This is a genomic window from Porphyromonas sp. COT-239 OH1446 (assembly GCF_000768875.1).
Lineage (GTDB): Bacteria > Bacteroidota > Bacteroidia > Bacteroidales > Porphyromonadaceae > Porphyromonas.
Window position 1 is genome coordinate 1 of sequence record NZ_JRAO01000011.1, and the last position, 26,843, is coordinate 26,843.

The following is a 26,843-nucleotide window of genomic DNA, read 5'->3' on the forward strand; positions in this document are numbered from 1 at the left end:
ATCAAACACTCCAGAAGAAGCCTTCTCTAAACCTAGAACACATTGATAGTCAAGACCTAGTTGCCTAAGCTTATACCGAACTCACGTTAATAAGAGAATATTCGATGATATACCACTTTTCTGACGCTGAGTCATAATCCATAGCTTATTATCCATAGTAACGATATGAGAAGGTGTGAGATTGGCTACATCAATGTACGCCAAACCTGTAAAGCAGGAAAAGATAAAAATGTCACGAACTAATTCCAAACGTTGGAGTTCTAAATCCTTGTTGGCAATTTTAAGAATTTCTTCATCAGTAAGAAAATCTCGATTGACAGGCTTTAAATGGAAGCCATAGTCAAGGAAGGGATCATGTGGCAAAATGCCACGTTTTTGGGCATAAATCGTTATGGTTTTTAGTGATTTCATCTTCTTGACTGTGGTGTTGTGCGAGCAACCGGCCACGGTGCTAAGGTACAACTCAAAGTCTTGAATCACAGAAGGGGAGAGTTCTGTCAGTCCAATATCCTTACGAGAATACTTGTGTGTAAGAAACTCATAGAAGTGTCTCCTAACGACGCTATACTTCTGTAAGCTGTCTTTGCTAATTGTCCGTCCTACACGCTGTTTAACACTTTCAATAAACGAGTCAAAGACAGGGAGGGAATTTACATATTCCTTAGTCTTACCACAAAAAATGCTACGAATCTTATCCATCGAAAGAGTCTCGTCGTCCTCAAACTTACGATAGATAGCATTCAGTGTATAGGAGATTCCATCCAATGCAGCATTGGCAGTTAGTGCATCTGCTGTGCGTCCTTTCAGTCTGCTGGTAGTGTTACTCCACAATGACTTGTCAACAAAGATCTTGGTAGACCCAAAATTTGCCATTTCTCCATTAAGGAATACACGGAGCATTACAGGCGACTTTCCCTCTTTGTTCTCGTAATTTGAGCGTAGGTAGAAGGATACCTTGAAATTCTGCTTCATACGCATCTTTGTTTTCTTGTAGTATTTCTGCTACAAAGTTCTACATAATGTATTGATATAGAAAAGACTGATGCCGTCAAAGAAGCCTTCATTTTCCTGTCACTGCTACATTTTTTACTGCTACAAAATTTGTGTAGCAGTATATGTAGCAGTATATGACCGAAAGATGACTATTAAAACATAGGGTTAAGCCGTCAGATTGTAGGGGGTATACAAAGAAAAATCGTTGTAAAACCTTGATTTTACAACGATTATCTATATTTTGAAGGCTATTTTGAATGGGGCTGTGAAACCCTTTTGAAACCTTCTAGCGGAGAGAGAGGCTCTCGAACCTATGCTTTCAAGAAATATCATAAAATTGCAAATCACTGATAATCATATACTATCTAAAGCGCAGAGTAAATCTAAATCTTTCTGAATATCTTTTGCTATTCCAAATATTGGGTGTATATTTGGGTGTAGAATTTCAAACGCACCCAATTATGAATATCAAACGTAACATCATTTTTGCATTGGAAAGCCGGAAAAAGAACGGTGTGCCAATCGTAGAGAACGTACCCATCCGTATGCGTGTCATATACGCAAGCCAACGCATCGAGTTTACAACAGGCTACCGGATTGACGTAGCCAAATGGGATGCCGACAAACAACGGGTAAAGAACGGATGCACCAACAAACTAAAACAAAGCGCATCCGAAATCAATGCGGACTTGCTGAAATATTATGCCGAGATTCAAAACGTGTTCAAGGAGTTTGAGGTACAGGAAACCATACCGACCACCCAACAGCTAAAGGATGCGTTCAACCTGCGGATGAAAGACACCAGCGAAGAGCAGCAGGAAGAAACACAAATAAGTTTTTGGGAAGTATTCGATGAGTTTGTAAAGGAGTGTGGCAATCAGAATAACTGGACGGCATCCACCTACGAGAAATTCTCAGCAGTGAAAAACCACCTCAAAGAGTTCAAGGAAGATGTAACCTTTGAATACTTCAACGAGTTCGGCTTGAACGAGTATGTAAATTTCCTGCGTGACAAAAAGGATATGAGGAACAGCACCATCGGCAAACAGATGGGATTCCTCAAATGGTTTCTGCGCTGGAGCTTCAAGAAAGGGCATCATCAGAATATTGCATACGACACTTTCAAGCCCAAATTGAAAACCACCTCTAAAAAGGTGATATTCCTGACTTGGGACGAATTGAACAGGCTGAAAGATTATCGGATACCGAAAGACAAACAATATCTGGAACGTGTCAGGGATGTTTTTCTGTTCTGTTGCTTCACAAGCCTGCGATATTCAGATGTTCGTAATCTGAAAAGAAGCGATGTGAAACCCGACCACATCGAAGTTACCACAGTCAAAACGGCAGACAGCCTGATAATTGAACTGAACGACCACAGTAAAACCATACTCGAAAAATACAAGGAAGTCCATTTTGAAAACCACATGGCACTGCCTGTTATCAGCAATCAGAAGATGAATGATTATCTGAAAGAACTGGGGGAACTGGCTGAAATCAACGAGCCTGTACGGGAAACATATTATAAAGGAAATGAACGTATAGATGAAGTCACCCCGAAATACGCATTATTAACCACCCATGCAGGAAGAAGAACATTCATCTGTAATGCGCTGGCTCTCGGTATTCCGGCACAAGTCGTGATGAAATGGACGGGGCACAGTGACTATAAAGCCATGAAACCCTATATTGACATAGCGGATGATATTAAGGCAAATGCCATGAACAAGTTTAACCAACTATAAAAGTATCAATCAGTTTCATAGATTATCAGCTATTTGAATTATATTTGCGACAACAATAAACATTAGAATGGAAAATAACAGAGAATATCATATAGGAAGAACGGACTTTGACGCATTTGTTCATGCCGTCGGTTCGGAAATAGAACAGGCGCAAGTCCGGCTGATTGCCGCAGCCAATGCGCAAATGCTGTTCCATTACTGGAAAATGGGCAACTATATCCTGTATCATCAGAACTTGCAAGGCTGGGGAAGCAAAATCATCAAGCAACTGGCAAAGGCTATCCGGTTCAATTACCCCGAAAAGAAAGGTTATTCGGAGCGTAACCTTACTTATATGTGCCAATTTGCACGGTCATATCCGTTGAACGTGCTACGAAGTTTCATTGATACAGACACAAGGCTGTCTGTTCCAAGCATACAGAATGTTACAGATGAAGTATTGAAACTGAACAACGGACAATTTACGCAGGAACTTACTGCGCAAATACAATCCGCTGATTGTCAATCTTTAGAAATTACGCAGGAAGTTCCTGCGCAAATTCAGGATGTGGAGAAAACAGTTTCTGCCATTTACAGGATGGAGATTAGGGAAATAGAAAAAGTTTTCCTGAAATCCCCTGTTGCCAAAATAAACTGGGCAAGCCAAATGGTCATACTTAACGGTTCGTTACCGTTAGGCATAGGATATTGGTATATGAAACAGGCTGTAGAAATGGGCTGGAGTAGCAATGTGCTGAAAATGCAAATTGAAAACAACCTATATAACAGACAAATCAACAACAACAAGGTAAACAATTTCACAGCCACACTTCCAGCACCACAAAGCGACCTTGCCAATTACCTATTGAAAGACCCGTACATCTTCGATTTGGCTGGAGCGAAAGAAAAGGCAGACGAAAGGGACATAGAAGAGCAGCTGGTAAAGCACGTTACCCGTTATTTGTTGGAAATGGGCAATGGTTTTGCCTTTGTCGCCCGGCAGAAGCATTTTCAAATAGGTAACAGTGATTTCTTTGCCGACTTGATTCTATATTCTATTCCGCTACACGCATACATTGTTGTAGAACTGAAAGCTACTCCATTCAAACCGGAGTATGCAGGGCAACTGAATTTCTACATCAATGTGGTGGATGACAAACTGAGGGGAAAAAATGACAACAAGACTATCGGGCTGTTGCTGTGCAAAGGAAAAGATGAGGTGGTAGCACAATACGCATTGACAGGCTACGACCAACCGATAGGCATCAGCGATTATCAACTGAGCAAGGCTATACCCGAAAACTTGAAATCAGCTTTGCCAAGTGTGGAAGAGGTGGAAGAAGAACTGGCATCTTTCCTTGACAAGGACAATAATCCCCAAAATTGAAGTCTATGGCAGGAGAAATAAACAAACTGATTCCCCAATATGGAGAACTCAATAGAATATATAATGATTGGGTAACCAATTATGCTTTTTCTTTTGACAAGCAGAAATTCATCACCGACTTTTACAGGCAGCACAATGATACAAAGGCTTTTGAAGCCGCTATCCTTGAACTGGTACTTGACAAGCAGAAAGAACAATACACATTGATTCTCAATAGTCTGAAAATCGAAATAGAAAAAAATATACGGGCTTATGAAACAAAACCGCTGAATGATGACGTCATAAAGCGTGTGTGTTTTCACTACGCAGACAGGCATAATTCTGCAATTAAAGACCAGTTGGAGATTACCACCAAGTTGCACGAGCCTTTGAATGACGCATACCACAGATATGATTTCATTGGTTTTCGGGAGCATACGGACGAAGAAGAAATACAGGCAGAAAAGGAATATGAACGCTGCAAGGCTGAATACGACAAGGAAAAGAAAGAATTGGATAAACTTTATGAACTGCAAAAGCAAGACAGGAAAGAGGCTTTTCAATATATAGAAAACCTTTCCGGCAATGTTTACCGCCTAAGTCTTCTTTTTATGGAAGTCCTAAAAAAGTACCTTCCTAATGATAGGGAAGAAAAACAGCAGGATGAACCAGTCAAGCAAAACGAACAAGAAGAAGTACAGAATAGCCCGGAGGGACAACATGAATATTTTGACATGAAGCAGCTTTCGCCCATTCATGAAACCTGTGTCGGGGAACAGTTCGAAGCCATTACCATAGCGGATTTCTATGCCAATATAAACCTGTACCCCTGCAAGAATAAACTAAAAATCAAGGCAAGGGAAAAGATACGGGTGTGTTACCTGATATTCCTGATGAGCGAGAAACTATCCAAGCAATACAGGGATGAATGGAGAAGCCAAATATTAAAATTGTTGGATATTGACGAGAGCTATTACAGGTCGAAATACAAAGAACCTGTTTCCGATTTTCCGAGTGACAGCAACCAGAAATTCGCAAAGGAAATGGAAAGCATATTCGGATAATTCGTGATATAACCTGACATTCTACGAAATTACCACTTTTACCACTCAAATTAATTTTTGAGTGGTATTTTTATTGTCTGATATTTAATGAGATAGCGCAGTATCCCATTTGTATTATCCACATCCTTACCACTTACAGCCATACCTAATTTTGCATCGTTCGAGAACAGAAATAACAGCCAGTGCGCAGGGCTGATTGTTTAACGACTAAATAGATTGGACGATGACAAATCTTCAAGAGTTATTATTAAAACCCGTCTGGCAGATGACAGGCGAAGAGTTCATATTTCTAAGCAAGTACGCTTCCAACCAAACGGAAGCGCAGCCACAGCCCGTTACGGACACAGAAAGAAAGTATGTGTACGGAATACTTGGCATTGCCAAATTGTTCGGGTGCAGTCTGCCTACCGCCAACCGTATAAAGAAAAGCGGAAAGATAGACAAAGCCATTACGCAAATAGGGCGCAAGATTATCGTGGATGCGGAACTTGCCCTTGAACTGGCTGGAAAGAAAACCGGAGGACGAAAATAACGGGAGGTGTACTTATGGATTATATGAAAGATATAAAAGAAATATCGGCGGAAGAAGCCGTAATCCTTTGGCAAGCCTCACGCCTGAGCCTGTCGAAAATCTATGAGAAAGCACCTGAGATTCTAAAAGTGCAAGGTTCGGTCATTGGTACACTGGGTAATTTCAGTGCATCAATCGGCAAAGCCAAAAGCAAAAAGACTTTCAATGTGTCGGCTATCGTGGCGGCAGCATTGAAGAATGGTACAGTGCTAAGATATGTGGCGGAACTACCCGAAGAGAAACGGAAAATCCTGTATGTGGACACGGAACAAAGTCCTTATCATTGTCTGAAAGTCATGAAACGTATTTTACGGATGGCTGGGCTTCCAGATGACAGGGACAATGAGCATCTGGAATTTCTTGCTTTGAGGAAATACACGCCCGAACAGCGTATCAGGATTGTAGAGCAGGCTATTTACAATACGCCTGACATAGGGCTTGTAATCATAGACGGCATCCGTGACATGGTATATGACATCAACAGCCCCGGTGAATCGACACGCATCATATCAAAGCTGATGCAGTGGACGGACGACAGGCAGATACATATCCACACGATACTCCACCAAAACAAGGGCGATGAGAACGCAAGGGGGCATATCGGTACGGAACTGAACAACAAGGCTGAAACTGTCCTTCTTGTGGAAAAGGACAAGAGCAATGGAGATATAAGCAATGTTTCAGCCATGCACATACGGGCAATGGACTTCGAGCCTTTTTCATTTCGCATCAATGACAATGCCATACCTGAACTGTTGGAGGGTTACAAGCCCGAAACCAAGAAACCGGGAAGACCGGAAGAGGAAAAGTTCGACCCTTACAGGCATATCACCGAACAGCAGCACCGCATCGCATTGGAAGCAGTTTTCGGGCTGAAAGAGGAATATGGCTACAAGGAACTGGAGGACACCTTAATTAAGACTTATGTGTCTGTGGGGGTAAAGTTGAACCACAAAAAGGCGGTATCGCTCATCACCATGCTTCGGAACAAACGAATGATAGTGCAGGAGAACGGCAGAAAGTACACGTTCATGCCCGACTTCCACTATTAGCCCACACCTTGCAATCGCTTCACTTTATTCCGGGGGTCTATATATTAGGGATAAAGCGAAGTGGTTGCGAAATGTGGCAAAACCGCTTCACTTTATTACCGTACTCTATATATACGAAAATAAAGTGAAGTGATTATACAGACCGTACTTCATAAAGAGGTACGGGCGAAAAGAGAAAATAAACCAATTCAACTATCATTAAACCTATCGTCTTATGGATATACAGACAGCGAAACAAATCAAAATAGCGGATTATCTGCACAGTTTAGGATTTTCACCCGTCAAACAACAGGGCATAAACCTGTGGTATAAGTCACCACTAAGGGAAGAAACGGAAGCATCGTTCAAGGTAAATACAGAACGTAACCAATGGTATGATTTTGCACTCGGCAAAGGTGGGAATATCATCGCACTGGCACAGGAACTTTATTGTTCCGACCATGTGCCTTACCTCTTGCAAAAAATCGAAGAACAGACACCCCGTATTCGCCCCGTGTCTTTTTCTTTTGGCAAGCAATCATCTTCCGAGCCAAGTTTTCAACAACTGGAGATTGTACCGCTTTCTTCTCCTGCCCTGCTTGCTTATTTGCAGGAAAGGGGAATAAACATTGCAATGGCGAAAAGAGAATGCAGTGAAGCGCACTTCACCCATAATGGCAAACGGTATTTCGCCATCGCCTTTCCCAATGTGTCGGGTGGGTATGAAATCCGCAACCAGTATTTCAAGGGATGCATCGCACCGAAAGAGATTTCTCATATCAAACAGCCGGGAACAGCGAGGGAAACATGTTATGTGTTTGAGGGATTTATGGACTATCTTTCATTTCTTACTTTGAGATTGGAGAATTGCCCGAAATATCCCGAACTGGACAGGCAAGATTATATGGTGTTGAACTCAGTAGCCAATGTTTCCAAAGCAATCTATCCGTTGGGAAGCTATGAGCGCATCCACTGTTTCTTTGACAATGACCGTGCAGGAATGGAAGCCATGCAGCAAATCTATAAGGAATACGGCAGGGACTTATACATCCGTGACGCTTCGCAGACATACAGCGGATGCAAGGACTTGAACGAATACTTACAGAAACAGACTGAAAGAAACAGGCAAGTTCAATCTGCAAAAGGGGTGCGCAGCCAACCACCGAAAAAGAAAAACGGCTTTCGGTTATAGCCCACTATAACTACACGCTTCGCTTTCGTAGTTGTGGGCTCTCCCGAGGGGATTAGGGCTTTGCCCTAATGACCCACTCAGGGCGTTTCTCCCCTAAGAACCCCGAGCAAAGAGTGCCCCTCTCTTTGCAATCTCCGCTTATGGGTTGCACCCCTAAGAACCCTGTGCGGTTATGAGCGGACAACAGAAGATTTCATCAACAATCCAAATCAAATTTTAAGAATATGGCAACAAAATCAAGCATACATATCAAACCCTGCAGAGTGACATCAAGCGGGGCTCATAACCGGAGAACTGCCGAGTACATGCGCAATATCGGCGAGTCCAGAATCTACATTGTACCCGAACTGACTTCCAATAACGAGCAGTGGATAAACCCGGGCTTCGGCAGTCCTGACCTGCAGGCGCACTATGACAGCATCAAACGGATGGTCAAGGAAAAGACCGGACGAGCGATGCAGGAAAAGGAGCGTGAGCGCAAGGGAAAGAATGGAAAGATTATAAAAGTGGCTGGATGTTCTCCAATCCGTGAGGGAGTATTGCTCATCAGACCAGATACAACACTGGCAGATGTACGAAAGTTTGGTGAGGAGTGCCAGAGACGCTGGGGTATTACACCGCTCCAAATCTTCCTGCATAAGGACGAGGGACACTGGCTTAGTGGACAACCCAAAACCGGGGATAGGGAGAGTTTCCAAGTCGGTGAAAAGTGGTTTAAGCCGAATTATCATGCCCATATCGTATTCGACTGGATGAACCACGACACGGGCAAGAGCCAAAAGCTCAATGATGACGATATGATGGAAATGCAGACTTTGGCATCTGACATCCTCTCCATGCAACGTGGGCAATCTAAATCCGAGACCGGAAAGGAACATTTGGAACGAAATGATTTCATCATTGAAAAGCAGAGAGCCGAACTGCAACGCATGGATGCTGCAAAACGGCACAAAGAAGAACAGATAGGTCTTGCTGAACAGGAACTGAAACAGGTGAAATCAGAAATACGCACTGACAAGCTAAAGAAAACAGCCACCAATGCAGCCACCGCCATAGCAAGCGGAGTTGGTTCTCTTTTCGGAAGTGGAAAGATGAAAGAGCTGGAGCGAACTAATGAAGATTTGCACCAAGAGATTGCCAAACGAGACAAAGGTATTGACACCCTCAAAATCCAAATGCAGGAAATGCAAGAGCGACATGGCAAACAGATACGCAATCTTCAGAGCATACACAACCAAGAACTTGAAGCCAAAGACAGGGAAATATCACGATTGAACACTCTGCTTGAAAAGGCATTCAAGTGGTTTCCGATGCTTAGAGAAATGTTGAGAATGGAAAAACTCTGCGCTGTCATTGGATTTACCAAAGATATGATAGATTGTCTTTTGACAAGGAAAGAAGCTATCCAATGTAATGGCAAGATTTATTCCGAGGAACATAGAAGAAAGTTTGAAATCAAAAACAACATCTTCAAGGTGGAGAAGAATCCGACCGATGATAGCAAACTTGTACTGACCATAAACAGGCAACCGATAAGCGAATGGTTCAAAGAGCAATGGGAGAAACTTCGGCAAGGTTTGCGACAACCAACGGAAGAACCAAGAAAAAGTAGAGGATTCAAGTTATAATAGAAAAAAAAGACAATATAAAAGCACTCTGATAGTTACGAAGTGCTTTTATATTGTATAAATTATATAATGTTTACCATTGAAGCTTCAAAGTAAACGCAACTTAAGGAATTGCCGAATTTTGTATTAATAAAGAATATACGACCTCTGATATATGCGCAACATATTGTGATGCTTGTGATTCATTACCCTTGAAATCCTTAACAAATATCGCTAAAGTATAGCAGACATTATTAGGCAGGCATATATAGGCAACATCATTGTGAGCTGCAAGAATACCATTTTCATTGACATAACCAGAACCCGTCTTATGTGCAATAGAAACCCTTTCTTTATCAAGAAGCGGAGCGACTATTCTATCTGTACCTGTCACACATTCTTTTAATGTATTCTTAATGAAACTTTGCTTCTCACCACTGACAATACTTTCGGTAAACAAACGGTTCATCAACATTGCGGCACCAAGAGGAGATGTATAATTAAAGTAAGCCCTATCGTGGTCAGCCGACATTTCCTCTTCTGTATAAGCTATCTGAAAACTTGAACGAGGAATAAGTGTGGCTATAAAACTGTCAGTTTGAGCAACATTGACCATATCTTTAAACATCAGATTGCTTGCATTATTATCACTTTGAGCAATAGTATAACGAAGTAAATCTCTCACGGTTAATGACATAACCAACTCGGAATAATCTTTCATCATAGGACTCCAAGTCTTTGAATCAAGTCTATTCCTATCTATCTTTACTAAGGTATCAAGTGAAATCCCTTTGTTATCAAAATCATTGCAAAGAGCTAATGCCTGATGAACCTTAAATACACTCATCATAGGATATACACTCTTATCATTAACTTTAACTGTATCTGTGTTATTAATAATAATTGCCACTCCAATTTCACCAGGACAAGCTGATACTATCCGAGAAATGCTATCAGTCAAAACATCTGTCAAAGGTGGATTTGTACTATTATTAGAAGTTGATTTAGAGAACAATAAAAAAACTAAAACTATGATACAAACTAAAGCTATACACAAAATTACAAGGCGTTTTCTTCTACTTTTTTTCATACTACGATTTTTAAACATTATATATTATCATGACAGACCCTGATTTATTATTTACTGCAAAGATACGAAATCTTACGGAAAATGAATTGGTTGTTTTTTTCGTTTGTTCTGTTTTTTATCAAATTATTTTCCGAGCGAATATGATTCGTCTTAAATAAAATAAAAACACCCAACTTTACATTCTTGGGTGTAAAATTGGGTGTTTGTTTTATAATTTGCTGATTTTCAGCGTTTATTGCGGAGAGAGAGGGATTCGAACCCCCGGAAGCTCTCACTTCAACGGTTTTCAAGACCGCCGCAATCGACCACTCTGCCATCTCTCCAAAGGGACAATGCTTATCCCTTAACGCCTGCAAATGTAGAGAGAATATTCTAATTAGCCAAACCTTAGAGAGATCTTTTTCGAAAGCTAAGGGTGGGTTATAAGCGAAGAAGTTCCTAACGTTTTGGTTAGGAACTTCTTCGTGGAAGTAAATTTATTTGCGCCGCTCTTGATCAGGCAGCGGATCGGCCGAGGGAGGAGGGGTATTTGCCCCCCAAAGCTTATTCGGATGTGGCCCCATCTGTAGCTCCAGGGTGCCGCCCTCGATGAGCTCGCTATGCTTGAGCCAGGCTCGATCCAGGGCCTTGCCATTGAGTTTAGCGGACTGGATGTACTTGTTCGTTGCCGAGGCCTTGGGGGCTTCGATGGTGAAGAGGCGTCCGCCATCGAGCTGCATCGTTACCCGCTCGAAGAAAGGAGTCCCGATATTGTACACGGGCAGGCCTGGTGTAACGGGATAGATCCCCATCATAGAGAAGACCACAAAGGCACTGAGCCCTCCCCCATCCTCATCCCCAGGGACACCCATGAGGTCGTTGCGGAACCAGGAGGAGATCAGCTTGCGAATGCTGCGCTGCGTCTTCCATGGAGCACCTGCATAGTTGTACAGATAGGGGATGTGCAGGCTGGGCTCGTTGGCCATAGAGAATTGGCCGACATTACCCGATTGGTCAGGTAGTTGGCTGTAAAACTCCCACTTGGACTTGCTCAGAGGAGTGCGGAAGGTTTCATCAAGATACTTGATAAACTGCTCTCGCCCACCCATCAGATAAATCAAATCTGCTGGGTTGTGCTGCACGTCCCAGCGGTAAGTATAGGCATTATTCTCATCATAATAGTCTCGTGCACCTAAGCCTCCAGAGAGCTCGTAGTCGAAGGGCTGAATGAAGCGGCCCTTATCGTCCTTGGGATGGAAGAAGCCAGTCTTGTAGTTGAAGAGGGTTCGATAGTCATACGACTTGCGCAGATACTCCTGGGCCTCGGCATCTTTGCCGACAAATCGGGCCATTTGGCTCAAAGTCCAGTAGTCATAAGCTGCTGCAAGGGTTACAGCTACGGCCTGCCTCTTCTCCCAAAGAGTAACCCGAGGGTCTGTCTCTCGCTCGCCAATACGCAGGGCAGGGAAATAGCCATGCTCGTCCATATACTTGGATAGAGGGCCCTTGGGGATGCGTGTCCAGGGGAGGAAAGACTTCTCCGCCATGGTCTTCTTGGCCGCCTGGTAGGCAGAGACGAGGTTGAAGCCCGTAAGCCCCTTGGCATAGGCATCGGCGAAGGTGGCGATCCCATGGTTACCATTCATTCGATGCGTGTCTCCCGTAACCTCGGGGAAGGTGGGCAACCATCCCTCGGGGTTCTGCTCGGCCATACGTACGAAGGAGACAAGCATGTGCTGCTGCTTGAGCGGATCGATCAAGACACGCAGCGGATGCACTGCCCGATAGGTGTCCCAAATCCAGTCGTCAGTATAGAAAGGGATGCCCTCATCGTTATGTATCTGACCATCTATGGCACTGTAATAGCGTCCATCCTCGCTGATGTTAATCATACGCTCGTAGGTTCGATAGAGAGAGGTGTAGAAGACCTTGCGATCCTCGGCTGTTCCTCCCTCGACCTTGATGCGACCGAGGTGCTTGCTCCACTCATGGCGGCCATGCTTGGCGACCATATCGAGCTCGTTGGTCTGTATCTCCTTGCTCAGATTGGCCTTAGCCTGTTGGGCACTGATGAGCGAGACTCCATAGCGCAGATGCAGACGCCGAGTATCGGTAGGGAACTCCAGGGCGACGGTCTTGCCTATTCGCTCGTGCCCTCCGAAGACAATACGCCCCGTCTGCTCATCCCTCACCCCAACACGCAGAGGTTTGCGATCGTACTGCATGTGCAGGTAGACACGAGTCTTGCCCTCGAGGGTCTGATAACCTGAGATGCTGCGACCTGTAGCCTCCAGCTCTCCATCGAGGCTACTGAGCAGAATGATCTGCCTTTGGGTATCCTTGGCAAAGCTAAGACGGTAAATGGCACTTTGATAGGCTGGGGCAAACTCGACCTCAATATCGGGCTCATCGAGCAATACTCGATAGTAATAGGGCTTAATCTGCTCCTGATCATACTCATAGGTAACGAAGCGACCTACAGAGTCAGGATGACTGCTCAGAGGACTTAGGCGGAAGGCAGATCGCTCTCTATGGTTGGTTACAATGAGGGGAAGGCCTGCCAGGGTCTCGACCGTATAATCCCGACGCTCTGGGTAGATGCGCATCATACCATTGGGCAGGTGCACAGTCGGGAAGGTTGGGACAAGCAAGTGGCTGATATTGCCCATATAAGGATTGACACAATCCACAGGCTCGAGGGAGTGCTCGGAACGGACACCCCGTCTCTGACAAGCCGAGAGGGCTGCAAAGAGCGAGAGCAGAAGAGCCGCTCGCCCGAAGGAGGAGAAGTTTCTAAGACACATCACAGCAATCATTATTTAGACGAACAATCTATTGAACGAGAGTGCTTGAACCGCTGGGCGATGCTCGGCAAGAGCTCCAGAGCGATAGGCACATGAACCATTGACATAGGTAGCGAAGACGCTGTGAGGGAAGCAATAGCCCTCGAAGGGCGACCAGCCGCAGCGAGAGAGGAGTCCCTCGGGCTGCACCAGGGTGGGCTGCTCGGGGTCAATGAGCACGAGGTCGGCGAAGTAGCCCTCACGTACGAAGCCTCGGCCCTCGAGGCCAAACAGCACGGCGGGCAGGTGGGCCATACGCTCGACAACAAGCTCTCGGGTGAATACCCCCTGGGCAGCCAGATCGAGCATAGCGATTAGGGCATGCTGCGTCAGAGGGCCTCCGCTGGCGGCCTCGAGACAGTTGCCCTGCTTCTCGGAGATGAGGTGTGGAGCATGGTCTGTAGCCACGATATCGATGAGGCCTGTACGCACAGCCCTACGCAGGGCTTCTCGGTCGGCGAGGGTCTTGATGGCAGGATTCCACTTGATGCGATTGCCCAAGCGATCGAAGTCCTCCTCGCTGAAGATCAGGTGATGCACACAGGCCTCGGCAGTGATCTGCTTCTGAGCCGTGGGACGATCGTCCGAGAAGAGGCTGAGCTCCCGCTCGGTAGAGACGTGTAGGATGTGCAGACGGCTGCCCAGGCGTGTAGCCAGCTCGACAGCCTCGGCAGAGGAGCGATAGCAGGCCTCAGCAGAGCGGATGAGGGCATGGTAATGAATATCCAGCTTGTCATGGGGGACTAGGGAGAGGTAATGCTCCCGATTGGCACGAATAATGGCCTCGCTCTCGCAATGGGTGGCGATGAGCAGGTCTGTCTCGCCGAAGATGCGCTCCAGCGTGGCCCTATTGTCCACGAGCATATTGCCTGTAGAGCTCCCGAGGAAGAGCTTTAGGCCTGGGGTATGACGGCGATCGATGCGGCGAAGCTCGTCGGCATTGTCATTCGTCCCCCCAAAGAAGAAGCTATAGTTGGCCCAGGAGGTCTCGGCGGCCCGCTGCATCTTCCACTGCCAAGCCTCTAGCGTGGTGGTCGTGGGCTTGGTATTGGGCATGTCCATGAAGGAGGTTGTCCCCCCTGCTACGGCTGCTCGGCTCTCAGTCTCGATCGTAGCCTTATGCTCTAGACCTGGCTCTCGGAAGTGTACCTGATCGTCAATACAGCCCGGCAGAAGCCAAAGCCCCTCACAGGGGATGAGCTCATCCACCTCGGAGGCCAATCTCTCAGGGAAGGTATTCTCCCCCTCGAATATCTGAGCGATACGCTCTCCATCGACCAGGACACTTGCTCTTTGGCTCACGCCCTCGTTGATGAGGAGGGCATTTCGGAATAGTCGTTTCATAGCTTGCTAATGCTTGGGGGCACTCTTGCGCTTACCATTGGGGAAGCCCTTGAAGAGTCGCCAGTACTTTAATTTTAGGATACCCGTGAAGCCCTCCCCAAAGATCGACCCGCTCATCTTCGACGTTCCCAGGACTCGGTTCTCAAAGGTAATGGGGACCTCATGCACTCGATAGCCGAGGCAGTGGGCCGTGTACTTCATCTCGATTTGGAAGGCGTAGCCCTTGAAGTGGATCTCGTCCAGTCGCATGGCCTCGAGTACCTCCCTGCGGTAGCACACAAAGCCAGCTGTCGTATCCATCACGGGCAGGCCTGTGATCAGGCGCACATAGAGCGATGCTCCATAGCTCATCATAATACGTCCCAAGGGCCAGTTCTTCACCGCTCCGCCTCGGACGTAGCGTGAGCCAACGGCCACGTCTGCCCCTTGGCTGTGGCAGGCCTCATACAGCTCAAGGAGCTTGTGCGGGGGATGGCTGAAGTCGCAGTCCATCTCGAAGATGTACTCATACTGTCGCTCGAGAGCCCAGCGAAACCCTGCGATGTAGGCAGTACCTAGGCCGAGCTTACCCTTGCGCTCGATGAGGTGCAAACGCTGGGCATAAGTGCTCTGTAGGGAGCGGACGATCTGCGCCGTCCCATCGGGGGAGGCATCGTCTACGATGACTAGATCGAAGGCATGGGGGAGCGAGAGGACTGCCTCGATCATCTGAGCGACGTTTTCTCGTTCGTTGTAAGTGGGAATGATGACGAGGCTATCTGAGGGGTTGATATTCATTATTTCTTCAAATACTACTAAAGTCTAGGATGAATGATGTCTTTGTTCCAAGTGGACAAAGATAACCAAATTACCCCACCCATCTAGCCTACTGGGCACACCCGCCATCTACATCGGTGGAACCCTTTTGTGGGCTACTCTTTGAGCTGGAGGGAGGGTACTCGTACGAAGCATAGGGCTCTCGAGTTCGGGAACAAAAAACAAGAGGCTGCGGTGAGATGCTCTTCTCACCGCAGCCTCCCTCTAGTCTGTGAAGGCATACGAATGTGCTACGCCACCTACTTCTTCCTTAGGACATAGGTCGTCTGATCCTCGGGATCGATCCAGGTCAGCGTACCCTTCTGCTCATCTATAACGATTTCCACGACGCTACCCTTCTCGCCCTTCTTCGGACGCTCCTCTTCACGCACCTCTTGCTTCTCCCCATCGACATAGGCAACCAGGAGAGAGACCACTCGTTCCACAGTGAGTGTCAAGCGATTTCCCTGGACAGTGTAGAATCCGAAGAAGTCTACTTCCACTGATTGGTATCCATCTTGACCTTCTACCCCCTTAGCTCCCTTCATTTTGCCAGTGAACTTCTGTTCTTGAAAGGTCATCGTATGGAACACCTTGACCCCATCGATCATCGTCTCACCCTCGAAGACCTTACCTGCTACGTAGTTCTTAGGATCAAGCTTAGGCCCTTTATTCTTCTTATCACACGAGGATACGGCGAAGATGAGCACTGCAACAGCTAGAATACTAATAAATTTCTTCATTGTCTTGTTTGTTTTAGGATAGTTAGTGAGTGAATACCACTGCAAATGTAAGTAAAAATTCACAAGAAAGCAGGGGGGGGGATTGTTCCTCATTTACAACGAGATGTCTCCACTATGAACGCCCAGCTCAAGGGGCAATGTCCATCGGCCCTATACTCAAGGTATAGATGCTGCCTCATTCGCTCTCCTGCCAAGAGCCCTCCCCTAGCTCCATCTAGAGCTTAATCGAGATCTCATAATCCTCTCGATTAAGCTTCCATCTGAGACTTCGCTTACATGCCTACTTACACCTCGATGGAGGCCCTACTTAGGCCTCGATAGAGAGCCTACTTGAGTCTCATCTGCGATCCTACTTAGACCTCCATCGAGATCCTACTTGAACCCCAGCAGAGGGGACGGAGGGAGTACAACCGATCGCTCATGCCACAAAGAGGCAAGGCTCCGGTGAGACAAATATCTCACCGAAGCCCTACCTCGCCTTGTCCAAATAAGATTTACCAGACCACGATCTCGTCCGTGAAGATGAAGTGCCCAGGAGAGCGGCCAATATCTGCTCGCATACGGACATAGCGAGCCTTGCCCTCAGCATAGAAATCAAAGGTCTCGAAGACTGGTCGAGGCTCATGCTCATCAGTCCGACTAGCCACACGACCTATCGAGTGGAAAGCTTTGCCGTCCTCACTGATCCAGACCTCCACCTCACGAGGCATATAGACCCACTGCTCTCGCTCCTGCATGAAAGTAGCCAATACGTGTCGGACAGGCTTCACAGCCCCGAGGTCTATCGTTACGTCCATGGGTTCGGTAAAGCCCTGCCAAAGACCATCGAGATAGGTTGGCGTTCCTTTGATCCCGTCGACTAGGGAAAGCTCTTTGGAGGCCGAATATCGCTCGTTCCACTTGCAGTCGTAGCGGACACTCTTGTCTAGGGCTAGGTGCTTGTCTAGACGTAGATAACGGGGGGCAACGTCGCTGGGGATGCCCTTGCCGAAGGGTTTAGCCACGACGAGGGCCGAGTCTATAACATCTATAGGACCTTCGTAGCGAAGAGACTCTTCAGTAGGCATCGAGCCATCGGTTGTGTAGCGGATAATGGCCCCAGCATGCTCGGCCGAGAGAGTGAGTCTTAGAGCTGCTCCATCCTCTGAGCGAGAGATATGTGCATTGACACCACTCATCGGATAAGCATTCACTCCTCGAACACGGAGACCATCATTGTAGCGAGTTGCTCTAACTCGGAAGTCTTCATAGTCTCGACTCTTCTGGGGCGACCAAGCAACCTCTGCCAAAGCCAAGGCTCGAGGGAAGAGCATATACCAAGCTTGCTCTTCGCTGCCCACATATTCTGTCCAAAGATTGGCCTGTACTCCGAGGATGTGATGCTCTCGCTCAGGGTCGAGTGCCTTGGGCACAGGATTGTAGGCATAGACTTTCTCTAGGGGCACATAGCCTCCTATCGCCCGGGGCTGCTCCATCCCATAAGTTTGATAATAATCGAGATAGAGAGAGCCATTGGGTGTCATAACGACATCGTGTCCAGCAGAGGCAGCTTCGATGCCTCCTTGCTCCCCTCGCCAGCTCATGACCGTAGCCTCGGGAGCTAGACCACCCATAAGGATCTCATCCCAACCAATAAGCTTACGCCCCTTGCTGTTGAGGTATCGCTCGATGCGCTTGATCATGTAGCTCTGCAGCTCGTGCAGATCCTTGAGCCCCTCTCGGCGCATGCGAGCCTTGCACTTGGAGCAATCCCCCCAGTGATTCATCGCCGCCTCATCGCCACCAATGTGGATGTATTCGCTGGGGAAAAGCTCGAGCGTTTCGTCGAGGATACGTTCAAAGAACGTGAAGGTCTCCTCACGCCCAATACATACATCTGCTACCGAGGTAGACCAACGGCCTTGGCAGAAGAGCTCGGGGTAAGCTGCAGCGACCTCATTGCTATGCCCTGGCATCTCAATCTCTGGCACAACTGTAATGCCGAGCTTAGTCGCATGGGCTACGACCTCTCGGATCTCCTCTTTGGTATAGTAACCACCATATGCCCCCTCAGTACCCTCGGGGACAAAGGTACGCACGCGTTGATGCCACCACTTATCCCAGTCCTCAATGCTTCTCCATGCAGCATGACTCATGAGACGAGGATAGCTATCTACCTGCATGCGCCATCCTCCTCCATCGACCAGATGCCAGTGGAAGCGGTTGAGTTTGAGACGAGCCATCTCATCCAATAGCTTCACTACAAATTCTTTATTATAGAAATGTCTCGAAACATCTAGCATGAGTCCTCTGTAAGCAAAGCGTGGAGCATCTTCGATCTCAACACTAGGCAGATAGCCCTTGCCATCAGCTAGCTGTAGTAGCGTCTGAATGCCATGCAATAGCCCTGCCCTACCCCTAGCAACCAATCTAATACCCTCGGGTAAAACCTCCAAATGATAACCCTCGGGATGGGCCACAGCATCCGAGAGACTGAAACGAATCGTTCCTCCCTGACTTTGAAGCTTAAGGCTACAAGACCAACTAGAGGAGAGCAAGTCGACGAGGGTTTCGGGAGCATCAACAGAGGGATCAACACTAATGGTTGTCTGGTCTGAAAGTACAAAGTGCCCATCGAGCGATCGCAGGGTCACAGGTTTCGGGATCAAGGAACGCTCCTCAAGCAAGTGTTTATCTCGACAAGCCACTAAACTCAGCAGACAGAGCATGCCCGCAAGAAATAATCGATGAAGTCTAAACATAAGTAATGAAGTTAGTGATAAGACCATTGATGAAGCATGAGGAGCAAAGCATACTCTTAGCGAAGGATGAGACGACTGACCGTGTAATCATCGTTGATATTGCACCGCATGATATAGATACCCTCTGGTAGGTTGAGCTTAGCCTCTCGGACGTTGCGGTATGCAAGCACGACTTTGCCCGTAACATCTATCAGTTCTACTCGCTCGGCAGGGTCAGAGAAGTACAGAGTTCGCCCCATCAGCCGAATACCCGAAGACTGGCGGATGCCTCGAGGACTTAGGTCTCGTATGCTGGAGGGGCGGGGGTCTAGAGGTTCGTACGAGGCGATGGGAGTCTCGCCATTGAGGATAATCGTCGAGCCATCTCGTATAGGCAAGACACCGAATTCTGGACGGATAAGCATCGTCCGACGATGGGCATTGATACCATAGCTCTGCTGTGGCAAGAGGCGACTCTTGACCTCTGGGCGCAAGCGACGAGATATGCGTAGGGAATCTGTGGGGCGGGGCTGAGGGCTGCTACCTGATGATAGAGAGAAACCCTGTGCCGAGAGGCTATTCACAGCACACAGGCAGGCTATGAATAGTAGTAGAGCTCTCATCAGAGGGGTTACACGGGCTATCTTCATTGGGCGTATTGGGTGTTAGACGGGCTCGCTATCCTCCATTCACATGGACCACAAGCCCCTAGCAACACCCGACAAATATACTAAAATCTCCTCGCCTGACCTCTCCTCGATCCTAGAGCATAGCTCCTTCGGAGAGAAGGACTATCTTACCTCGGTACTCGAGCAGTGTAGGCTTGGGTGCGAGAGGTTACCTCTCGCACATAGCGATAGGTCTCTCGCCCTCTCAGATATCCATAGCGGCAGACAGGATCAGTATAGTACTTGGGCTGTGCCTTCAGGAGGATATACTTCTCTACATGGTCGTCCCACATATTCGGATCAGCCCCATACTTACGGGCTAGTCGGCGGGCATCTTGTACATGGGCAGAGCCTGCATTATAGCCCGCAAGGGTCATCTTAATCCTCTGAGTCTGATCGGGGACATCGGCGAAGTTTTTCTGCTTGGAGAGTAGACAATCGACCGAGACCCTTATCGAAACTCGAGGGTCTAGTAGCTCTTCCTTAGTCGCTCCAAAACTTCTGCCCGTCCGAGGCATAATCCCCATCAAACCTCTAGCCCCCGACCAACCGACGACGTCGGCCATGAAGTTCGACTCCTGCCAGGCAATAGAAGCCAGCATTTGCCAGCTCCAGCCTTCGCCGAGACGCTTAGCCTCGGCCTTGAAGAGCTCGTCATAGGGCGAGAGAGCCCCTTCGGGCGTTAGGGCTATGTGGTGGTTCGTTCGGGTCGAGGGCAGCTTGAGGCTAGAGAGGTCGTCGCCAGCCCGCTGGATCTCGAAGTATCGCTTGTAAATATCTCGATAATCACGGCCCAGCGAGACGGTATCGGCCCATAAGTCTAACTTCTCGGCTAACCCTTTTCGCTCGTGCGTCGTAATCCAGCGTAGACGCTGCTCGAAGCCTATCTCGAGCGAGACATCTATATTCCGATAGTAGAGGCGAGCAACTTTGGCCAGCTGTCCACTCACGATGGTATAAGGGATCTCGCCTTCATTCACCTGCTCGATCAATCCATCCTGAGTGGTCGAGTCGTTCTGCACACGGCGAATATCGATGCTTCCACCCAATTGCTCCTGGAGGTTGAGCAAGCGATGCTCCTCTCGAGAGCCTGCAATGACTGCGATCGAACGAGACAGCAGCTCGGGCACTCGGCGGATATAGACGCTATCCGAACCCAGTGCCTTCCGTCGCTGCACGAGCACCAAGGGCGAGAGCTCTTCGAGCCCGACATAGCGGTATCGCTGCTTACCCGACTGCGTGATGGCCTCTGGGGTAATGCTCAGATCTGAGAGGCCTTGATCTAGATGGGCATGGATCTCCTCTACATCTCGAGCGATGTGGAGCTTAATCGGTAGATTGTGAGCCTCGGCAAAGAGGCGAACCAACTCCCACTGGTAGCCCATTCCCTCGTCCCTATAACCGAAGTAGGTACTAGAGCCCGAGAGGGTTACTACCCTCAGGGTGTCCGGCAGACGCATCTGCTCGAGATAGATGAGACGCTCTAAACGCTTAGAGAGCTGCTCACGCTGTAGATACAGACCTAGCCCTGCAATGATCAGACCAAGAATAAGCAGACCTAGCCCCATTCGGTAGGTCTTAATTGGCTGAGAGGGGCGGGGCGGCTTCATAGGAGGACAAAGGGGATAAGGAGCTCTTCTAGGCTTACTGGCGCAGGAGTAAAGCTACATTTTCGATATGGTGCGTATGAGGGAACATATCCACGGCTCTAGACTTAGCCACTCGGTACGAGCCATCAGCGATCAGCAGTGCCAGGTCTCTGGCCTGCGTAGCAGGATTGCAACTCACGTAGACGATACGCTCTGGGGCTGCCCTGAGGATCGTTGCGATGACGTCCTCATGCATCCCAGCACGAGGGGGGTCGGTGATGATAACATCAGGACGGCCATGGTGGGCGATGAGTGCGTCCGTGAGGATGTCCTTCATATCCCCAGCGTAGAAAGTCGCATTGTCGATGCCATTGACCTGACAATTGAGACGAGCATCCTCTATTGCCTCGGGGACGTACTCAATCCCCACAACGCTCTTGGCCTGGTGGGCTACGAAGCTCGCAATCGTCCCTGTCCCAGTGTAGAGGTCATAGACTGTCTCCTGTCCCGTTAGGGCAGCAAACTCTCGAGCGACCTTGTAGAGCTCGTAAGCTTGCAAACTATTGGTTTGATAGAAGGATTTCGGGCCAATGCGGAAGCGCAGCCCTTCCATCTCCTCCTCGATGTACTCACGCCCCGAGTAGAGGCAGATCTCTTGGTCGGTAATAGTATCATTGCACTTGGCATTGATCACATAGAGCAGAGAGGTGATTTGGGGGAAGTGCTCCTTTAGGGACTTAAGCAACCCCTCTCGAGCCTCTGGCTCATCTCGATACATGACCACTACAACCATCAGTTCGCCTGTAGAAGTAGTGCGGATCATCAGCGTACGCATCAGCCCCTCTTGGGCCTTGAGGTCGAAGAAGGGATAGCGATCCGCCCTCTCGAGGCAATACGCCCTTACCCAAAGGCGAATTTCGTCTACAATCTCTGCCCCGAGGTGGCATCGGTCAATATCCAGCACCTTGTCAAACATCCCTGGCACATGGAAGCCTAGCCCTGGCCAGGCCGAAGGCTCTTGACCCTCGCCAACAGAGCTCATCTCCCCAGGCAAGAGCCAACGTTTGTGGCTAAAGGTGAACTCTAGCTTGTTACGATAACGCTCCGTCTGTGCAGCTCCGAGGATCGGCAGATACTCCTCTACAGGAACTTTGGCCATGCGCTGCATAGCATCACGCACGACCTGTTCCTTGGCTTTTAGTTGCTCAGCATAGGGGATATGCTGCCACTTGCACCCTCCGCAGTGAGTGAAGTGCGAGCAAACTGGTTTCAGGCGCATGGGGGAAGGGGTGAGGAGGCTAAGGATACGCCCCTCCATGAAGTTACGCTTCTTCTTGGTAACCTGTATCTCGCACACATCGCCTGGGGCAGCATAGGGGACGAAGAGGACTTGCCCCTCAATGTGTGCCAATGCCTTCCCCTCGGCCGCTAGGGCATCAATGTGAACCTCAGGGAGGATAGGCAGAGCCTTTCTATTTCTTCTCAATGTAGTAATCTCTGTTTAAGTGAAGTCTAGGTTGGAGGAGGGAGCACCCTTTGTTCTAGCAACCTGGACAGTATCGAAACAATGATCCACAGACCTCTCCCCACCTACATAAGAGGCGAGAGAGATCTGTGGATCAATATGAGTACCTAAGCTAGATAGGAGAGTAAGAGAGCCTTGTAGCGATCCGCTAGGGCTGTAGCCTCGGCCTGAGTGGGGGCCTCGGTGTAGATGCGGATGATAGGCTCTGTATTGCTGCGGCGAATGTGCGCCCACTGGGTGGGGAGGTCGATCTTGACCCCGTCGATGAGGTTGATCTCGCCAGCGGAGGCCTGCTCTCGGGCCAGGCGATCCAGCAGAGCCTGAGAGTCCGTCCCCTGGGGTAGGTCTACTCGCTGCTTGCTCATGAAGTAGGCGGGATAAGTGCGACGCAGTTCGCTCACCTTCTGACCACTCTTGGCCAAGAGGGAGAGGAAGAGGGCAATGCCCACGAGGGCATCTCGGCCGTAGTGCAGCTCGGGGAAGATCACCCCGCCATTGCCCTCGCCACCGATGAGAGCCCCGGTCTCCTTCATCTTCGTAACGACATTGACCTCGCCCACGGCGGCGGCACTATAGAGGCCACCATGCTTGAGGGTAACATCTCTCAGGGCGCGTGTCGAACTGAGGTTCGAGACAGTATTGCCGCCCCCCTTGAGCCCGAGCAGGTAGTCTGCAATGGCTACGAGGGTATATTCCTCGCCGAAGCATCCACCCTCCTCGTCCATAATGGCCAGCCGGTCTACGTCGGGGTCTACGACGAAGCCTACATCCACACCTCGCTCCTGGATCAGAGCCGAGATCTCGTGTAGGTGCTCGGGGAGTGGCTCGGGGTTGTGGGCAAAGTCGCCCGTAGTGTCCTCATTGATCCCAATGATTTGCTCGACACCGAGGGCCTCGAGGAGTGGACGCAAAACGATAGAGCCGACCGAATTAACGCTATCAAAAGCTACCGAGAGCTTAGCTGCACGGATGGCTTCGACGTCTACGCCTGTAGACTGGAGGACTGCCTCGATATGCTCCTTGAGGTAGCTAGAGGTCTCTACCCGACCGAGGTTATCCACTTCGGCGAAGGAGAGCTCATCGCTCTCGGCCAGGCGAAGGATCTCCTTACCCTCCTGGTCGCTGATAAATTCACCTCGCTCGTTGAGGAGCTTGAGGGCATTCCACTGCTTAGGGTTGTGGCTCGCCGTTAGGATAATACCTCCGTCAGCACCCTTGCCTACGACAGCCATCTCTGTAGTCGGAGTGGTCGCCAGGTCGATGTCGATCACATCGCAGCCCATGCCCATGAGCGAACCCAAGACAATGTGCTTGACCATCTGCCCTGACATACGAGCATCTCGACCCACAACAATAGTCGGGCGAGCCTTGCCACTATGCGTGCGGATGAACTGGGCATAAGCAGCGGTAAACTGTGCCGTGCTGATGGGGTTTAACCCCTCCTGTACTCCTGCGCCGATCGTACCACGGATGCCGGAGATAGACTTGATAAGTGTCATAGATAGATCATCTAAAACGATTGATAATGTGCAGATAATGCCTCTCTCAAGAGGGGGGCTACTTGCTAAATTTGTAGAGAGCCTTCTCTACGAAGAGGGATACCCCCTGAGTATAAGTGCCCGATGGGCCTGCCTCGAAGGGGATGATGAGCGACACCTCGGCTCCATCTCCGAGCAGAGCCATCGGATAGGCCAAGCCTTCACACATGAGGCTCTCTAGTGAGATAGGGTGCTCAGTCTGGGGTAGCAAACGGAAGTGAACAAAGCCGAAGCTATAGAACTGAGTGTAGAGGAACTCGACGGGTGGCAGCGCAGGGGTGCTGTAATTGTCGAAGTCAGCCCCCTTGGGCGTCTGCTTGGCGAAGTAATATCCCTTGAAGTAAAGCGACACACGTGTCTTGTCTACGATAGCTCGGCGGTTCATGTCCCCAGTCTTGAGCACACGGATGTACACCCCATTGGGCATCATATAGTAAACATCTGAGCGAGGCTGGGTGGGGAAGTCTCGCTCCTCCTTGATCTTTACGACACTCATCGACTGAGAGGCAATGAGCTTCGTGATCGCCTCAACCTGATCGCTCTTGAGTTCACTCAGAGGCTTGAGTCTAGAGCTACGATCGCAGCTAGAGAGGAGGGGGAGTGCCGAGAGTAGTGCTAGGGTACAGAGGCATCGGCCAAGAATGGTTCTATAGTGCATGTTGATCTACTTTACGCTGATTGTATTCTGTTGTTAGCTTCTTGAGTTCACAAAGGTATATATTTTTGGCCTCATCGAGTGGCCCGTGATGCTCTGCCCCAGCAGCATTGAGGTGTCCACCTCCGCCGAAGCCTCGCATAGCGAGTTCGTTCACAGGGAAGTCCCCAATGGAGCGGAAGGAGAGCTTGATCTGATCTCGATCCTCTCGCAAGAAACAAACACTGTCGATCCCTTCGACCGAGAGGGGAAGGTTCACCAGCCCCTCAGTGTCTCCCTTGCTGATGTCGAAGGCTGCCATCTCGCTCTTATCAAGAGTGAAGTAGGCCGCCCGCAACTCGGGCATGACTACGAGCTTCTGATGTAGGACATACCCTTGTAATCTAAGCTGAGAGAGCGTGCCATGATACGAGAGCTGGTCGATGACGAAGGGGTAATCTGCTCCCAGGGCCAGGAGCCTGGAGACCGTGTCGAAGGTCTCTGTCTCGAAACAATTGTACATCAATCGCCCCGTATCGGTAATGATACCCGAGAGGAGCAGGGTGGCGGCATCTCGACAGATGTGTGAGGCAAAGCCGATAGCATGCATGAGGGCACAGACCAGTTCGCACGTGGACGAGGCTCGAGGGAAGCTCAGCGAGAGGGCAACCTCCTCGTCGGGGTAGAGGTGATGATCTATGAGGATCTTAGGCGAGGTATTCGCTTCGAGGGCTGCGATCAACTCGGCATACCGCAATCGAGAGGTTCGGTTGTGATCGAGATGCAGCACAAGGTCTGCCTGCCCGATAAGCTCTAGGGCTTCGTCCTGCTGCGTCTGCCACTGGCAGAGCTCATCGACTAAGGGGAGCCAGGAGAGGTATCGCTCCACAGGGTCGGGGCTGATCACATGGATCTGCTTGTTAGGGTAACGATGACGCAGGATTTGCATCAGCCCCAGCGTGCTGCCAAGGGCATCGCCATCGGGAGCGGTATGGGGGAGGATGAGTATATTCGTAGCCTCATCGAGCATTCGGACAAGCTGCTCGAGCTGCTCAAGGGAGAGGAGGTACGCACCCTCGCTTTTAGGTTGTAATTGAGACATTTATCGATCAATAAACATACATGGACAGGGGACGAAGCCCCACCTCTCCCATCTCCTTGACAAAGAAGGAACAGAGGGTGAAGCTAAGAGGGCAGGGCCCTCGCCCCTAGATGAGGAGGCAAAGTTAGCCAAAATCCTTTTGCCCCTCGTGTCCCTCTTGCTGCTCTCCTCCGCTCTCACAAACTCTACCTCCACTCTACCCATGCCGTCTCTCGTGCGATGGAGAGTGCTTCGTCCTCCCCACCCTGTCGCCATCTTCCTAAGTTCTCGATTCCTCAACCCTCCATCTCTCCACCCATTGTCTCCACTTTCAAGGCCCTGCGAGGTCATCTCGACAGAGGCCTTGCTCAGACCTCGATTGCAATCCAATATAGCAACCCTGCTGAGATCTAAATAGGATCGTAGTTGAGACCCAAATAGGATCTCCATCGAGACTTAAGTAGGATCGCAGAAGAGACTCAAATAGGATCATCATCGAGGTCTAAGTAGACGCACAACCACTACACTGTTCATGTCTCTACGGAGCTCGCAGGAGGGAGAGGGCTAGAGGTCTTGTGAGGGCTCACACAAGCAGCGATCAAGATCAACGAAAGACTCCCCCCCGACGACTGTCTAGCCTACTCTCGCAAAGCTGACAGGGCAACCGCATCAAATCTTTAGGAGCTTCTTGAGATAGTCTATATTGAGAGCGGCTTTGAACAGCCTCTTGCGTAAGGATAGTTTGT

The 26,843-nt window shown here is 49.0% G+C and carries 19 protein-coding genes, 1 tRNA gene and 1 pseudogene; 7 read left to right on the top strand and 14 right to left on the bottom strand.

Annotated features, from left to right (window positions below; translation table 11 throughout):
• Positions 1 to 87 precede the first annotated feature (87 nt).
• A pseudogene (locus HQ37_RS03035) lies at positions 88 to 972 on the bottom strand (phage integrase SAM-like domain-containing protein); the annotation flags it as partial.
• A 482-nt stretch (positions 973 to 1,454) separates the two neighbouring features.
• Between HQ37_RS03035 and HQ37_RS03040 the strand changes: the two are divergent.
• The 7 genes from HQ37_RS03040 to HQ37_RS03070 all read left to right on the top strand — a co-directional run bounded on the left by HQ37_RS03040 (position 1,455) and on the right by HQ37_RS03070 (position 9,569).
• Entirely contained in the window at positions 1,455 to 2,738 is a 1,284-nt protein-coding gene (locus HQ37_RS03040) for a site-specific integrase (protein WP_004292952.1), read from the top strand.
• A 67-nt stretch (positions 2,739 to 2,805) separates the two neighbouring features.
• Positions 2,806 to 4,104 carry a YhcG family protein gene (locus tag HQ37_RS03045; protein WP_004292951.1) on the top strand — a complete coding sequence of 433 codons (1,299 nt, stop codon included), beginning with the start codon at positions 2,806 to 2,808 and terminating at the stop codon, positions 4,102 to 4,104.
• 5 nt (positions 4,105 to 4,109) lie between these two features.
• Positions 4,110 to 5,147, top strand: coding sequence for a hypothetical protein (locus tag HQ37_RS03050; protein WP_004292950.1), 1,038 nt, complete (start codon positions 4,110 to 4,112; stop codon positions 5,145 to 5,147).
• Between the two features lie 223 nt (positions 5,148 to 5,370).
• Positions 5,371 to 5,679 (top strand): DUF3853 family protein, encoded by a 309-nt coding sequence (locus tag HQ37_RS03055; protein WP_004292949.1) that lies wholly within the window; start codon positions 5,371 to 5,373, stop codon positions 5,677 to 5,679.
• Positions 5,680 to 5,693: 14 nt separating this feature from the next.
• The gene (locus tag HQ37_RS03060; RefSeq protein ID WP_004292948.1) at positions 5,694 to 6,770 is read left to right on the top strand and encodes an AAA family ATPase; all 1,077 of its coding nucleotides are present in this window, start codon (positions 5,694 to 5,696) and stop codon (positions 6,768 to 6,770) included.
• Between the two features lie 214 nt (positions 6,771 to 6,984).
• On the top strand, positions 6,985 to 7,941 hold the full coding sequence (locus HQ37_RS03065) for a toprim domain-containing protein (protein WP_004319668.1): 957 nt from the start codon (positions 6,985 to 6,987) through the stop codon (positions 7,939 to 7,941).
• A 224-nt stretch (positions 7,942 to 8,165) separates the two neighbouring features.
• Positions 8,166 to 9,569, top strand: a complete 1,404-nt coding sequence (locus HQ37_RS03070; RefSeq protein WP_004292946.1) for a hypothetical protein — start codon at positions 8,166 to 8,168, stop codon at positions 9,567 to 9,569.
• 103 nt (positions 9,570 to 9,672) lie between these two features.
• On the opposite strand, the gene HQ37_RS03075 is transcribed toward HQ37_RS03070, so the two are convergent.
• The 13 genes from HQ37_RS03075 to HQ37_RS03135 all read right to left on the bottom strand — a co-directional run bounded on the left by HQ37_RS03075 (position 9,673) and on the right by HQ37_RS03135 (position 26,118).
• Positions 9,673 to 10,638, bottom strand: coding sequence for a CfxA family broad-spectrum class A beta-lactamase (locus HQ37_RS03075; RefSeq protein ID WP_036880355.1), 966 nt, complete (start codon positions 10,636 to 10,638; stop codon positions 9,673 to 9,675).
• Positions 10,639 to 10,876: 238 nt separating this feature from the next.
• Positions 10,877 to 10,961, bottom strand: a tRNA-Ser gene (locus tag HQ37_RS03080).
• Between the two features lie 153 nt (positions 10,962 to 11,114).
• Positions 11,115 to 13,421 (bottom strand): GH92 family glycosyl hydrolase, encoded by a 2,307-nt coding sequence (locus HQ37_RS03085; RefSeq protein ID WP_036880325.1) that lies wholly within the window; start codon positions 13,419 to 13,421, stop codon positions 11,115 to 11,117.
• A 15-nt stretch (positions 13,422 to 13,436) separates the two neighbouring features.
• A complete protein-coding gene (locus HQ37_RS03090; protein ID WP_036880327.1) occupies positions 13,437 to 14,804 on the bottom strand; it encodes a dihydroorotase in 1,368 nt (455 codons plus the stop codon).
• A gap of 6 nt (positions 14,805 to 14,810) precedes the next feature.
• Positions 14,811 to 15,581: a polyprenol monophosphomannose synthase gene (locus HQ37_RS03095; RefSeq protein WP_036880330.1), complete on the bottom strand. Its 771-nt coding sequence runs from the start codon at positions 15,579 to 15,581 to the stop codon at positions 14,811 to 14,813.
• 278 nt (positions 15,582 to 15,859) lie between these two features.
• Complete coding sequence (locus HQ37_RS03100; protein ID WP_036880333.1) at positions 15,860 to 16,342, bottom strand: hypothetical protein; 483 nt, start codon at positions 16,340 to 16,342, stop codon at positions 15,860 to 15,862.
• A gap of 494 nt (positions 16,343 to 16,836) precedes the next feature.
• Positions 16,837 to 19,110 (bottom strand): family 20 glycosylhydrolase, encoded by a 2,274-nt coding sequence (locus HQ37_RS03105; protein WP_152566777.1) that lies wholly within the window; start codon positions 19,108 to 19,110, stop codon positions 16,837 to 16,839.
• Positions 19,111 to 19,139: 29 nt separating this feature from the next.
• Positions 19,140 to 19,712 (bottom strand): T9SS type A sorting domain-containing protein, encoded by a 573-nt coding sequence (locus tag HQ37_RS03110; protein ID WP_036880339.1) that lies wholly within the window; start codon positions 19,710 to 19,712, stop codon positions 19,140 to 19,142.
• A 146-nt stretch (positions 19,713 to 19,858) separates the two neighbouring features.
• The gene (locus HQ37_RS03115; RefSeq protein ID WP_036880341.1) at positions 19,859 to 21,340 is read right to left on the bottom strand and encodes a transglycosylase SLT domain-containing protein; all 1,482 of its coding nucleotides are present in this window, start codon (positions 21,338 to 21,340) and stop codon (positions 19,859 to 19,861) included.
• Between the two features lie 34 nt (positions 21,341 to 21,374).
• On the bottom strand, positions 21,375 to 22,805 hold the full coding sequence (rlmD, locus tag HQ37_RS03120) for a 23S rRNA (uracil(1939)-C(5))-methyltransferase RlmD (RefSeq protein WP_036880344.1): 1,431 nt from the start codon (positions 22,803 to 22,805) through the stop codon (positions 21,375 to 21,377).
• A gap of 146 nt (positions 22,806 to 22,951) precedes the next feature.
• Positions 22,952 to 24,343, bottom strand: coding sequence for a phosphoglucosamine mutase (gene glmM, locus HQ37_RS03125; RefSeq protein WP_036880347.1), 1,392 nt, complete (start codon positions 24,341 to 24,343; stop codon positions 22,952 to 22,954).
• A 58-nt stretch (positions 24,344 to 24,401) separates the two neighbouring features.
• Positions 24,402 to 25,040, bottom strand: a complete 639-nt coding sequence (locus HQ37_RS03130) for a DUF4827 family protein (RefSeq protein ID WP_036880350.1) — start codon at positions 25,038 to 25,040, stop codon at positions 24,402 to 24,404.
• Positions 25,030 to 26,118, bottom strand: a complete 1,089-nt coding sequence (locus HQ37_RS03135; protein ID WP_052080721.1) for a bifunctional oligoribonuclease/PAP phosphatase NrnA — start codon at positions 26,116 to 26,118, stop codon at positions 25,030 to 25,032. Before HQ37_RS03135 ends, HQ37_RS03130 begins: the two co-directional genes overlap by 11 nt.
• Between the last annotated feature and the right edge of the window lie 725 nt (positions 26,119 to 26,843).